Genomic DNA, 13,843 nt, shown 5'->3' on the forward strand with positions numbered 1-13,843 from the left:
GATTCCCACAAATAGTTAGAGACACCACTCCAAGGATGGACCCCGTAGTTTCTACCTTCGTCTCTCGATGTTACGCTTCCTATTCGTACTCTCTCTACTCACCCAGCTAGCCTGCGACCGGCCGAGTGGCAGCCGCTTCGAGCAGCTTGACCCCACACAGACCGGCCTCACCTTCGTAAACACCATCCCCGAAAACGACACCATCAACATCCTCCTCTACGAGTACCTCTACAACGGCGGCGGCATCGGGGTGGGGGACTTCGACCGCAACGGACTATCCGACCTCTACTTTAGCGGCAACCTGGTCTCCGGAGCGCTTTACCTGCAACAACCCGACCATACCTTTCGCGATGTGACCCTACCAGCCGGGCTCACCACCTCGGTTTGGGTAGCCGGCGTAGCGGTCACCGACCTGGACGGCAACGGCTACGAAGACCTGTACCTCTCCGTGCTCGATCCAGATGATGACACCCCTAGCCCCAACTTGCTATTTCTTAACGACGGCCCCCGGGGGTCCGATAGTATCCCCACCTTCCGGGAAGTAGCCCAGGAAGTCGGGCTAGCCGACCCCGGCTACGGCACCCAGGCCGCCTTTCTGGATTACGACCGTGACGGCGACCTCGACGTCTACGTCCTTAATAATAGTCTAGAAAGCTATCCCCGCACCGTGGCCAAGGGCACCGATACCCTGGGCCGGGGCAAGAGCGTCGACCGGCTCTACGAAAACATAAGTCCGGCGGGCGGTGACCTTGCCTTTCGCCTCACTGACCAAATCCGTACCGAGGGCTGGGGGCTCGGCGTAGGCGTGCAGGACTTCAACGCCGACGGCTACCCCGATCTCTACGTAGGCAACGACTTCATGTCCAATGACTTCTTGCTTATCAACCAGCAGGGACAGCTACGCGACGAGATCACCCGCCGTATGGCTCACCAGTCTAAAAACACCATGGGCGTCGACATCGCCGACCTCAACAACGATGGCCAGTCCGAGATCGTCACCGTCGATATGCTCCCCGACGATAACCTACGCCGCAAAACGATGATCGGCGACATCCCCTTCCGGCAGCACGGGGAGGAGGCCCGCGGTGGCTACAACACTCAGTACCTGCGCAATACCCTCCAGCTCAATAACGGCAACGGCACCTTTTCCGACATCGCCCTGCTGGCCGGCACCGCCGACACCGACTGGAGCTGGACCCCCCTGCTGGCAGACTTTGATAACGATGGACTGCGCGACCTCTTCGTTTCCAATGGCTATCCGAAGGACATCACCAACCGAGACTTTATGGACTTCAGTGCGCAGGCCACCCAGTTTGGCACCGAAGAGATTCAGTTGCAGCGCGTGAAGGCCGCGCTGGCCGAGGTAGACGGCGTACACAAGCCCAACTACCTCTTCCGTAACCGCGGCGACCTCACCTTCGAGCGCAGTGGCTGGCTACCTGCCGACCCCACCTACTCCAACGGCGCGGTCTACCTCGACTACGACCTCGACGGCGACCTCGACCTCGTCACCAACAACATCAACGAGCCCGCCGGTCTGTACCGCAACCTCAGCCGCGAGCAGCAACCCGATTCCACCCACTTCCTACAGATCCAACTGGAGGGACCGGCGGGCAACCCCGATGGCCTGGGTACCCGGGTGTACCTCCGCACGGATACCCTGAGCCTATTCACCGAGCAACAGCGGCAGCGCGGCTACCTGTCTACGCTCGGCAGCACGCTGCACTTCGGTCTGGGCAGGCACACTACCATCGACTGGCTGCTGGTCATCTGGCCCGACGGGCGTACTACTGAGCGCAGTAACCTTCCGGTAGATCAGGTACTGACCGTTTCCCACGCCACCTCCGTTGCACCTGCGGCCCCGCCCAGGGTGGATGCTTTTTTTGCTACTTCAACGGAAGTGTTGCAGCCCGTGGAGGTACCCGGTCTACCAGTACATCGCGAGTCCGACTATACAGATTTTGATCGGTACGCCCTGGCCCTACGCGATAACTCCCACGCCGGTCCTGCCCTGGCTACCGATGGCCGGCTGCTCTTCTTCGGTGGGGCGGCGGGCCAGGCCGTCAGCATTCATGACTTACGGGCGGGGACGCAGGTGCAAACGCTGAGCGAAACGGAGGCGGGCGAGGCTACGCGGCTGCTACTAGTGGATATAGACGGCGATACCGACCTGGACCTGTACGTCGGCAACGGCAGCAGTGAATTTGTAGGGCGGGAGGAGCTACTGCGCGATCAACTATACATCAATGAGGCGGGGAATTACCGGCTAGCCGAGAGGGCACTTCCCGACCTGAGCGTGGTGACTGGAGCAGTAGCTACGGCGGACCTGGAGGGGGACGGAGATCAAGATCTATTCGTAGGTGCGCGGCTGCGGCCGGGGGATTACCCACGGGGACCCATGTCGTACCTACTGCGCAATGAGGGGGGAAGCTTTACCGTAGCCGATAGCCTAGACCTGGGCATGGTGACCGGGGCGGTCTGGGAGGACCTGAACGGCGATGGGCAGCCCGATCTGGCCGTGGTGGGAGAATACACCGATTTGGTGGTTTTGCTGAACGAGGGGGGGCGGCTGGTCCGGCAACCCGGCGACGAAAACCTGACCGGCTGGTGGTACAGCCTGACCCCGAACGACCTGGACGGCGACGGCGACACCGACCTGCTGGCGGGTAACGTGGGGCTAAACACTTACTACCGAGCTACGGTGGACCGCCCCCTCCGCGTACGCGCCGATGATTATGACCGCAACGGGGCCCTGGACCCCATTGTCACCGCCTACAGTGGCGAAATGGCCTACCCCGTGCACCCCCGCAATACCCTGGCCCGGCAACTACCCGGACTCAAACGACAGATCCCCGACTACGCCAGCTACGGTGGGTGGACCGAGCGCAACCTGCCGCCGGTGGGTGAGGGTGGAGTTGAGCTAGCGGCCCGGGAGTTTCGCTCGGTCTGGCTGGAGAACGACGGATCGGGGCGGTTCACGGCGCATTTTCTACCTACGGCGGGTCAGGTGGCTCCGGTGCAGGCGGCCGTGCCCGGTACGCTAGCGGACGGCCGGGCCGGGCTGCTCGTGGTCCAGAATGACTATGCGATGGAGGTGAGCGGGGGACGCCTCGATGCGGGGACGGGCTTTGCGCTTACCCTAGACGGGCGGGGGGAGCCGGAGGTGCTGCCTGACTACTGGTCAGTACGGGGGGATGCCCGCTCCATAGTTGCCGTGGGGGATACGGTGCTGGTGGGCATTAACGACGGGCCGGTCGTACCGTATCTTGCCCGACCACCCACGCCACCCAACCAATGACCCGTCGCCAGCTACTCGCCGCCAGTCCGCTGCTACTCCCCACGCTCGCCGCCGGGCACTCTTCGTTGCACCCGCGACCCCGCCCCCTGCCTGGCTACCCCGACCTAGACGCCGCCGCCTCCCGCCCCGTCCTCCGCCGCGAACTCTTCTCCGATCCGGTCACCATCGAATCCGTAGAGCTGCTGCGCTACGAGGACAACTTCCTCTGCCGGGTACGCACCACCGACGGAGCCGAGGGCCTCAGCGTGAGCAACAACTATCAGATGGTGTACCTCTATCCCATCCAGGTACTACGCATCAATCCCTACTTCGAGGGCAAGGACGCCCGCGACCTGGATGCGTTGATCGACGGGGTGTACACCCACATGAGCAACTACAAGCTACAAAGTCTGGCACTGTGGGTGCCGCTGGCTACGGTGGAATTCGCGATCCTGGACCTGCTGGGTAAACTTGTCGACAAGCCCATCGGCGAGCTCCTCTCCGACCGGATCTACCAGCCCCAAATCGCCGTGTACCAGGCCAACAACAACCGGGGCCGAAGCGCGGAGGAGAGCCTGGACAACATCCAGGAGACCGTGGAGCGTACCGGAGCCCGGGCCGTCAAATTCAAAGTCGCCGGGCGAATGCTCGATCCCGAGGAGCCGGTGGGGCGGTCCGAGCGACTGATCCCGATGGTGCGTAAGGCCTTCGGTGATGACATGACGATCTACGCCGACGCCAACGGGGGTTACGAGCCCGAGGAGGCGGTGCGGATCGGCCGACTGATGGCCGAGTATAACTACGGCTTCTACGAGGAGCCCATCGCTTTCGACCGTTACCAGGAACTAAAGGACATCGCCGGTCAGTTCGCCGTGCCCCTGGCCGGGGGGGAGCAGGAGCCCAGTTTCTACAACTTCCGCTACCTGATCGGGGAGGGGGTGCTGGACGTGGTGCAGCCGGATATCTTCTACTACGGCGGTATGATCCGTAGCATGCGGGTGGCCCGGATGGCCGCGGCGGCAGGTAAGATCTGCGTGCCGCACATCTCCGGCTCGGGACTGGGCTTTCTGTACATGGCCCACTTCGTGAGCGCGCTGGAGAATGCCGGTCCCTACCACGAGTTCAAGGAAAACACCCGGGAGCTGCCCTACGACTGCCCGACCAGCTCGATGACGGTGACGGACGGTACGCTGAAGGTGCCGACCGGACCGGGGGCGGGAGTCGTGGTGGAGCCGGACTTCATCCGCCGGCACGCGCTCGTCACCGCCTGAGCCTGCATCAGATTAGTGCGTTCCTTACGGGTGTCGTATTTTCCAGCAAAAGTACCCGCATGTTAAAAGCTCTACTACCTGCCTGTATGCTTCTCCTCTGTCTCTCCGCAGTCGCCCAGGAGGCTCCCGAAACGCTCAAGGGGCTACCCCTGCGCAACGTCGGTCCCGCCTTCGTGGCCGGCCGCATCGCCGACATCGCCGTAGACCCCAAGCACGAGAATACCTGGTACGTAGCCGTAGCCTCCGGCGGCGTGTGGAAAACGAAGAACGCCGGGGTCACCTGGGAGCCGATCTTCGACGACCAGCCCTCCTACTCCACCGGCTGCATCACCGTGGACCCCACCAACCCGGCTACCGTATGGGTAGGCACGGGGGAGAATGTGGGCGGCCGGCACATCGGCTTCGGCGACGGTATCTACCGCAGCGACGATGCCGGCAAGCACTGGAAAAATATGGGGCTGAAGGAGTCGGAGCACATCTCCAAGATCATCGTCCACCCCGATAATCCCGACGTGATCTGGGTAGCGGCACAGGGTCCCCTGTGGAGTGAGGGCGGGCAGCGCGGGTGCTACAAAAGTACCGATGGCGGTAAAAGCTGGCAGCGCACCCTGGGCGACGATGCCTGGACCGGGGTGACCGACCTGCTCATTGACCCCCGCAATCCCGACGTGCTCTACGCCGCCACCTGGCAGCGCCACCGTACCGTGGCCGCCTACCTCGGCGGTGGCCCCGGCTCCGGCATCCACCGCAGTCGCGACGGCGGCGAAAGCTGGGAGGAACTCACCACCGGACTGCCCGAGTCGAACATGGGTAAGATCGGCCTGGCTATCAGTCCACAGGACCCCGACGTCGTCTACGCCACCATCACCCTGGATCGCACCAAGGGTGGCGTCTTCCGCTCCGCCAATCAGGGGGCCAGCTGGACCAAGATGAGTGACGCGGTGCCGGGAGGTACCGGTCCGCATTACTACCAGGAGCTCTACGCCAGCCCCCACGCCTTCGACCGGCTCTACCTGATGGCCGTACGCGTGCTGGTGAGTGATGACGGCGGTAAAAATTTCCGCGAGATGCAGGAGGAGCGCAAGCACAGCGATAACCACGCCCTGGTGTTCCGCCAGGACGACCCCGACTACCTCCTCGTCGGCACCGACGCCGGGCTCTACGAAAGCTTCGACCTGGCGGAGAACTGGCGCTTCATCGATAACATGCCCATCACCCAGTACTATAAGGTAGCCGTCGACGACCGCAAACCCTTCTACCACATCTTCGGCGGCACCCAGGATAATGGCAGTCACGGTGGCCCCAGCCGTACCGACAGCGAGAGCGGAATCCGCAACGGCGACTGGTACAAAACGCTGTTCGCCGACGGCCACCAGTCGGCCACCGAACCCGGCAACCCCGACATCATCTACGCCGAAACGCAGCAGGGCGGCCTGCACCGGGTAGACCTCAAGACCGGGGAGCCCGTCCTCGTGCAGCCGCAGCCCCGCGCCGGCGACCCACACGAGCGCTTCAACTGGGACGCACCGATCGTGGTGAGCCCCCACGACCCCGCCCGCCTCTACTTCGCCAGCTACCGCGTATGGCGTAGCGACAACCGCGGCGACGACTGGCAGCCCGTCAGTGGCGACCTCACCCGCAACGAGGAACGCCTGGCCCTACCCATCATGGGTGGAGTACAGAGCTGGGACAACCCCTGGGACGTGCGCGCCATGTCTAACTACAATACCATCACCTCCCTGTCCGAATCCCCCGTACAGGAAGGACTCCTGTGGGCCGGCACCGACGACGGTATCCTACAGGTGAGCGAGAACGGCGGCGAAAGCTGGCGCAAGATCATGGTGAGCAGCATGCCCGGCGTACCCGAGCGGGCCTTCATCAACGATGTGAAGGCCGACCGCTTCGAGGCGGGCACGGTGTACGTTTCGCTCGATAATCACAAGGAGGGCGACTACGCCCCCTACCTATTCAAAAGCACCGACCTGGGCCGCAGCTGGACCGACCTCGGCGGCAGTCTAACCGACCGGACCCTGATCTGGCGCCTGGTCCAGGACTTCGAGAAGCCGGAGCTGCTCTTCATCGGTACTGAAAACGGCATTTATACCTCCCTGAATGGCGGCGAGGAGTGGAAGAAGCTGGACGGCACGCCCACCATTCCCTTCCGCGATCTTGCCATCCAGGAGAGGGAGCACGACCTGGTAGGGGCGAGTTTCGGCCGCAGTTTTTGGATTTTGGATGACTACGGCCCCTTGCGCGAAATGAGTGAGGAGACAATGGAAAAAGGCGCACACCTTTTCGCTACGCGGGACGCCTGGTGGTACAGTCCACGCGATAACGATCCGGGGGTAGGAGCCGACCAGTACGCAGCCGAAAACCCTGCCTTTGGGGCGGTTTTTACCTATCACCTGAAGGAGGGCTTCGAAAGCCTAGCCAAGGCTCGCCAGGAAAAGGAGAAAGAGCTGACAGAGGCCGGTGAGGACGTAGCCTTCCCGGGCTACGACGCGCTGGACGCTGAGACCCAGCAGACCGTTCCGATCGTTTGGCTTACCGTGTACGACGAGGACGGTGAGGTAGTGCGCAAGGTGAAGGGAGAAACGACTGCGGGTATTCACCGTACTGCCTGGGATTTGCGTTACCCCTCCACGCGGGCACTAGCTCCGGGGCAGGCGGGTGACGACAGCGGGGGGCGGTGGTCGGCCGGACCCCTAGTAGCGCCGGGTAGCTATACCGTCCGTCTGTCTAAGCAGGAGCGGGGAGAGGTCAGCGAACTGGCCGGACCGGTGACTTTCCGCGTCAAGGCACTGCACGAGCCCACCGTAGCGGGCCCCGACCCGCGGGAATACCAGGCCTACCGGCGCGAGGTGAAGACGGTACAGGACCGGTTAGCGGCCGTGCAGGAATTTATGGATGAGACCGACGAGACGCTAATGACCATGGAGACCGCCCTGCAACGGGCGGCCATCGCTCCGGGGACCCTCAGTGGCAAGCTCTACCAGCTGCGGCAGGAGTTCGCCGACTTAGAACGGCGCGTGAATGGGAGTCCAAGCCGGAACGAAATTGGCGAACGCAACCCGCCGGCGGTGAGCGATCACTTCTCCTCCGGCTACCGGGGGCTGACCACCACCTACGGTCCCACCGGTAATCACCGGCAGAGTTTGCGGATAGCCGCCGATCAACTAGCCGATCTTATGCCCCGCATCGAACGGATGCGGGATGAGACGATCCCCGCGCTACAGCAGGAGCTGCGCGAGGCCGGTGCCCCCTACATCATCGGTGCCGCTCCCCGTCAATAAGTACGATGCCTAAACCATCCCCCCACCGTGGGGTTATAATGGACCGATCCGAGAATCACCGGCCCTAGCCTATATTTACTAGGTAAAGTTTACGTAATTAGCGAAATTCCGCTCTTCTAGCATGGATACAGCCCAGAAAGAAATCGCCACTCCGTCCAGCCCTTCTACGACCGCCAAGAAGAAAGGGGCCACCAAGGGAACTAAGTACAGCAAGGAGCAGTACCTCAGTTGGTACACCCTCATGCTACGCATCCGCCGCTTTGAAGAGCGAGCCCTAATGGCCTACGGGCAGCAGGACGTGCGGGGCTTTTGTCACGTATACATCGGACAGGAGGCCGTAGCCGCCGGCATCGAAAGCGCCCTGATCGAGGGTGATGGCATCGTGACCGCCTACCGCCAGCACGGCACGGCCATCGGTCGCGGCGTAAGTACGAAGGAGGCCATGGCCGAACTCTACGGTAAGCGCACCGGTATTGTGAAGGGCAAGGGAGGCAGTATGCACTTTTTTAGCCGGGAGAACAAGTACTTCGGGGGCAACGGCATCGTGGGGGCGCAGATACCCATCGGCACCGGTATCGCCTTCGCCGAGAAGTACCGCAAGACGAATAACCTCTGCGTAGTCATGTTTGGCGACGGAGCCGCCCGTCAGGGCGCCCTCTGGGAAAGCTGGAACATGGCCATGACCTGGAAGGTACCAGCGCTGTACATCTGTGAGAACAACGGGTACGCCATGGGTACCAGCGTACAGCGCACCAGCAACGTGACCGACCTGAGCCAGCTCGGTGCCAGTTTCGACATGCCCAGTGAGAGTGTCGATGGCATGAATCCCGAAGCCGTTCACGAAGCCGTTAGCCGCGCCGCCGAGCACATCCGCTCCGGTAAGGGGCCCTACTACCTGGAGATCAAGACCTACCGCTACAAGGGGCACTCCGTCTCCGACCCCGCCCGCTACCGCGAGAAGGATGAGGTGAAGAGCTACCAGGACCGCGACCCCATCAAGGTCACCGAGCGCACCATCGTCGACAATACTATCGCCACTGCCGAGGAGATCAAGGCCATCAAGAACCAAATCAAGGACGAGATCGCAGAGGCTGCTAAGTTCGCCGAGGAGAGCCCGCTACCGGATGGTGCCGAACTTTATGCCGATAACTACTCGCAGCCTTATCCCTTCTTGACCTAATACCAAAAGCCCTATCTTTGCGCGACTTTTTCGACCCCCACTAACGCAGGCGAACAAGAAGCTACATCAGATATGGCAAAGAATAACATCGGCCGTCGCCCCACCGGCACCCCCCGGGGCGGACGCAAGAAAGCAGGCGATACGAACCAGATCCGCATCGAGGAAGACGATACCCTCGTCGACATCGTAGAGGTGCGCGACCAGGGGCTGGACTTTTTCGAGCGCAACCGCACGATCATCATCGGCGCCGTAGTCGGCCTGATTGCTATCGTAGCCGGTGCCCTGCTGTACCAGACCTTCATCAAGGCCCCCGCCGAGCGGGAGGCCGCCGAGCAGATGCAGCAGGCACAGTACCAGTTCGAGCAGGACAGCTTTAGCCTGGCCCTTACGAATCCCGGTCAGGGTTACCCCGGCTTTCTCGACATCGCCGAGCAGTACGGCAGTACCGATGCCGGCAACCTGGCCAATTACTACATCGCCGTCAGCTACCTTAACCTAGGTAAATACGACGCCGCCCTCGATTACCTCAACGACTTCGACGCCGACGGCGAACTGATGCCCGCCATGAAGGCCGGCGTACGCGGTGACCTGCTCAGCGAACTCAACGACTTCGACGGTGCCACTGCCGCTTACCAGGAGGCCGTAGAGGCGTCCGGTGAAAACTACGTCACGGGGGGCTACTATCTCAATAAACTCGGTCTGCTGCTGCGCAAGGAGGGCCGTACGGACGACGCCCTAGCCGCCTTCCGCCGCCTTAAGGCCGATTACAGTCTCAGTACCGAAGCCGCCCAGGCCGATAAGTACATCGCCGCCCTGGAGCTTCAGTAGCGATTAGGCACCGAACTGCCGGTGCAGCAACCGCAGCGTCTTGATCTTCTTGCCACTGCTGTCGTAGATCGATACCAGGTATAAGCCATCCGGTAGCTTACGAATATCGTAGCCGCTACTATCGGCCGGCCCGTCGAAACTCATCATCTGCCGCCCCAGCGTGTTAGTCAACTCGATGCGCCCAATGGTGGTACCACGGGGAGTTTCTACGAAAAAGCGCTCCGTGGCCGGATTAGGGTACAGCCGCACCGCCGTAATCGGGGTCTGACTGGGTAGCTCCTGTTGCGCACCGTTCACCGGGGCAGCGCGCTGCCGCACCACCGTATTCACCCGGGCGGTAGCGAGCGTAGCCCCCGGTACGGTTTGATCCGAGAACCGTAACTCCGTGCTGCCGCTACCCGCCACCCCATCCGGCCGGAGCACGACGTAGAAGGTAGCCGATTGGCCGGGAGCCAGGGGAATAAAGCGCCCGGTCTCCTGCTCGCTAGCGGTCATCACGTAGGGGGTAGTACGGCTCAGGCGATCCATGGCGCGGTAACTCCAGGCGGCGGGCTGGCTGCGGCGCACGCGCTGGCGCACCAATTGTATGCTGCGGCCCGAGTTGTTGGTCACCACCACGGAGGTGACATCCTCAAAGTTCTCCTCCAGATTATCTACCGTGACCTCCTTGGTGATTTCTGCCGGTTCCACGCGCAGTACGCCGCCTTCCTGCGCCCGGAGGCAGGATACGAGGAGGACGGCAAGCAGTAGGTACACAGTTCTCATATAGGCAGGTGGCGTAAAGCGGGGTGTTTCATAGCAACGGTAGGGGTCGGGCAAGGTTAGCACCATCCCAATAATAATCCCCCGGGGAGGTCTTTTTCTCCGTGCGGCGCAGATTTTAACATTCATTAACTTCCCTACCTTTGCCCGCCTATGAAAGTATCACTCAACTGGCTACGCCAGTACCTCGACCTGGAGCTGCCCCCGGAGGGCATCGGCGAGGTGCTCACCGGTACCGGACTGGAGGTAGAGGGCATAGATAGAGTAGAGTCCATACCCGGCGGCCTGGAGGGAGTGGTAGTGGGTCACGTACTTAGCTGCGGTAAGCACCCGGGGGCCGACCGCCTTTCCCTGACTACCGTTGCTATCGGCCAGGAACAGCCCGTTACGATTGTTTGCGGAGCCCCCAACGTAGCCGCCGGTCAGCACGTCCTCGTCGCCACCGTAGGCACTACATTATACCCCACCGGCGGCGATCCACTCACCATCAAGAAGGGCAAGATTCGGGGTGAGGTAAGCGAGGGTATGATCTGCGCCGAGGACGAGCTCGGGCTGGGCAGTGACCACGCCGGTATCATTGTCCTTGATCGTCCCTACGCCCCCGGCACGCCTGCCGCCGCAGTATACGCGTTGGAAACCGACCATGTCTACGAGATCGGCCTCACCCCCAACCGCTCCGACGCCACCAGCCACCTTGGGGTTGCCTTCGATCTGGCCGCGGCACTGAGTGTAGAAGCCGGCGAACGGGTCACGGTGCACCGTCCCGATACCTCCGCCTTTACCACCGGCTCCGCACCTGCGTTCCCCGCCCAGGTGGTTGATCCGACGCAGGCGCCACGTTATGCTGGTTTAGTGATCGAAAATCTGACTATTGCTCCCAGCCCCGACTGGCTCCGCAATCGGCTATTAGCCGTAGGCGTACGCCCCATCAATAATGTGGTGGATGTGACCAATTTCGTGCTGCACGAGCTCGGACAACCCCTGCACGCCTTCGACCTGGATAAAATCGGCGGCGGCCGGATTATCGTAGAAAAACTGCCGGCGGGCACCGTGTTTAAGTCGCTCGACGGGGTAGATCGCGCACTTTCCGACGACGACCTTATGATCTGTGACGGCAACCACCGGCCTATGTGTATCGCCGGCGTGTTCGGGGGGGCGGATAGCGGCGTGACCGAAACCACGACCCGCATCTTCCTCGAATCGGCCCACTTCGACCCCGGTACCACGCGGCGCTCCAGTATGCGCCATACCCTGCGGACGGATGCGGCGCGCATTTTCGAAAAGGGAAGCGACCCCAACATCTGCGTCTATGCCCTGGAGCGGGCTGCCCTGCTACTGCAGGAGGTAGCCGGTGGCCGGGCGGCCGGTGATATCCTGGACCTTTACCCCCATCCCGTAATGCCACTGCAGGTGGACGTACGCTACCGCCGCGTCACCGAGCTGATCGGCGTGGACCTGGGCCGCGAGCGCATCCACACCATTCTGCAGAGTATGGATATGGACATCGTGCACAGCGACGAGCAGCAGTTCACGGTGGCCGTACCGACCAATAAGGTGGACGTGACGCGGGAGGTGGACGTGATCGAGGAGCTGCTGCGTGTGTACGGATTCAACAAGATTCCGGAGCCTGACTCGATCGCCACGGTCATGGTCGTAGCCCCGTATCCCGATCCTAACGCCCTGCGTGAGCTCATCGGTGATTTGCTTGCCGCCAACGGATTTCTAGAAATGATGGCCCTGAGCCTGTCCGAAAGTCGGTACTACGCCGAGCGCACGGGCCTGGTCGGGATCAACAACACCAGCAACGTCCACCTCGACATCATGCGGCCCGATCTGCTGCTGTCCGCCCTGGAGGCTGTGCGCCGCAACCAGGCATTTAGCCAGCGCGACCTGCGGCTCTTCGAGTTCGGGCGCAGCTACCACCAGGACGCCGAAGGAGGCTACCGCGAGGTTAACCACCTCAGCCTTACCCTGACCGGCCGCCGCCAGCCGGAGTCCTGGCACACGGCAAATGACAACAATTCGGACGCCACCTTCTACACCCTCAAGGCGGCCGTCGAGCTCGTGCTGCAGCGCCTCGGCGTAGACCATTACCGCACGGCGGAGGCTCCCGCACCAGACTTTGCCTACGGCCTGCGCTACCACCAGGGCCCGCTGGAACTTGTGGATTTGGGCGGGGTCGCAGGTGCAAAGTTGCGGGCAGGAGACATCAAAGTCCCCGTGTTCTACGCCGAATTCAACTGGGATAACGTCCTGCGCGTCCTGCCCAAAAAGCCCGTACCGGTCGTCACGCCCGGTCGCTACCCCACGGTGCGCCGCGACCTGGCCCTCGTGCTCGACGGCTCGGTGACCTTCGCCGAGGTGGAGCGCCTGGCCCGCAAGGCGGAGAAAAACCTACTTACCGCCGTCGACCTCTTCGACGTGTACCGCAATGAGGAGCAGCTCGGGGCGGGCCGTAAGAGTTACGCTGTGAGCTTTGTCTTCGGCAGCACCGAGCGTACCCTCCAGGATAAGGAGGTGGACCGGGCCATGCGGTCCATCGAGCAGTCGCTGGTCAAACAACTGGGGGCCGAGGTTCGCCGTTAATGCCTACCTTCACCCCGCTAGACTACCCGTAATGACACCGGCATCCCAACTGGACGGCATCGAACTAAAACTGCGGCAACTCACCGCCCAGGTAGAGCGCCAGCGGGCGCAGTACCGGGCCGTGGTCGCCGACAACGAGCGCCTACAGGGGGAGCTCGACCGCCAGCAGGGGATGGTCACCGCACTACAGGATAAGCTAGCCCGAGCTACCTCCACTACCTCCCAGCCAATCCCTACCGCTCCGCCGGCCGCGGCCGATACCACCCAGCAGCGCGAAACCATCGCCTACTGCCTCGAGGAGATCGACCGCTGCCTCGACTGGCTCCACCGTAACTAAGTCATGGCCAACGCCCCGGACAATAAACCCATTACTGTCGTCATCGCCGGCCGCCCCTATCCCATCCGCGTCACGGAAGGCGAGGAAAAGGGCCTGCGCGCACTGGTGGGCGAGATCAACGACCGCTTCAACGACTTTCAGATCAAGTACCGCGACCGCGATAAGCAGGACTGTCTGGTAATGACGCTGCTGACCTACGCTAGCGAGCTGCGCAGTGCCCGCGAGCAGGCCGATAGCGGCAGCGACGATGCGCTCAGCAAGCGCCTGGCCCAACTGGACAAGATGGTGGAGGGGATGCTCGGCTAGCGC

General features: G+C 62.3%; 9 protein-coding genes. 8 read left to right on the plus strand and 1 reads right to left on the minus strand.

Annotated elements, in window-relative coordinates; all coding sequences use genetic code 11:
* Positions 1 to 67: 67 nt before the first annotated feature.
* The 5 genes from ACOOHD_RS16770 to ACOOHD_RS16790 all read left to right on the plus strand — a co-directional run bounded on the left by ACOOHD_RS16770 (position 68) and on the right by ACOOHD_RS16790 (position 9,849).
* On the plus strand, positions 68 to 3,298 hold the full coding sequence (locus tag ACOOHD_RS16770; protein WP_420459025.1) for a VCBS repeat-containing protein: 3,231 nt from the start codon (positions 68 to 70) through the stop codon (positions 3,296 to 3,298).
* On the plus strand, positions 3,295 to 4,548 hold the full coding sequence (locus tag ACOOHD_RS16775; RefSeq protein WP_420459026.1) for a mandelate racemase/muconate lactonizing enzyme family protein: 1,254 nt from the start codon (positions 3,295 to 3,297) through the stop codon (positions 4,546 to 4,548). Before ACOOHD_RS16770 ends, ACOOHD_RS16775 begins: the two co-directional genes overlap by 4 nt.
* An 86-nt stretch (positions 4,549 to 4,634) precedes the next feature.
* On the plus strand, positions 4,635 to 7,841 hold the full coding sequence (locus ACOOHD_RS16780) for a VPS10 domain-containing protein (protein WP_420459027.1): 3,207 nt from the start codon (positions 4,635 to 4,637) through the stop codon (positions 7,839 to 7,841).
* 121 nt (positions 7,842 to 7,962) lie between these two features.
* Complete coding sequence (gene pdhA, locus ACOOHD_RS16785; protein ID WP_420459028.1) at positions 7,963 to 9,021, plus strand: pyruvate dehydrogenase (acetyl-transferring) E1 component subunit alpha; 1,059 nt, start codon at positions 7,963 to 7,965, stop codon at positions 9,019 to 9,021.
* Between the two features lie 72 nt (positions 9,022 to 9,093).
* Positions 9,094 to 9,849 carry a tetratricopeptide repeat protein gene (locus ACOOHD_RS16790; protein ID WP_420459029.1) on the plus strand — a complete coding sequence of 252 codons (756 nt, stop codon included), beginning with the start codon at positions 9,094 to 9,096 and terminating at the stop codon, positions 9,847 to 9,849.
* Between the two features lie 3 nt (positions 9,850 to 9,852).
* On the opposite strand, the gene ACOOHD_RS16795 is transcribed toward ACOOHD_RS16790, so the two are convergent.
* Entirely contained in the window at positions 9,853 to 10,605 is a 753-nt protein-coding gene (locus tag ACOOHD_RS16795; protein ID WP_420459030.1) for a T9SS type A sorting domain-containing protein, read from the minus strand.
* A gap of 159 nt (positions 10,606 to 10,764) precedes the next feature.
* Between ACOOHD_RS16795 and pheT the strand changes: the two genes are divergently transcribed.
* The 3 genes from pheT to ACOOHD_RS16810 are packed head-to-tail and all read left to right on the plus strand — an operon-like array spanning position 10,765 to position 13,840.
* Positions 10,765 to 13,197 (plus strand): phenylalanine--tRNA ligase subunit beta, encoded by a 2,433-nt coding sequence (pheT, locus tag ACOOHD_RS16800; RefSeq protein WP_420459031.1) that lies wholly within the window; start codon positions 10,765 to 10,767, stop codon positions 13,195 to 13,197.
* 31 nt (positions 13,198 to 13,228) lie between these two features.
* Positions 13,229 to 13,534, plus strand: coding sequence for a hypothetical protein (locus tag ACOOHD_RS16805; RefSeq protein ID WP_420459032.1), 306 nt, complete (start codon positions 13,229 to 13,231; stop codon positions 13,532 to 13,534).
* 3 nt (positions 13,535 to 13,537) lie between these two features.
* Positions 13,538 to 13,840: a cell division protein ZapA gene (locus ACOOHD_RS16810; protein ID WP_420459033.1), complete on the plus strand. Its 303-nt coding sequence runs from the start codon at positions 13,538 to 13,540 to the stop codon at positions 13,838 to 13,840.
* Positions 13,841 to 13,843 lie beyond the last annotated feature (3 nt).

The organism is Neolewinella sp. (genome assembly GCF_965214665.1).
Taxonomy (GTDB): domain Bacteria; phylum Bacteroidota; class Bacteroidia; order Chitinophagales; family Saprospiraceae; genus Neolewinella.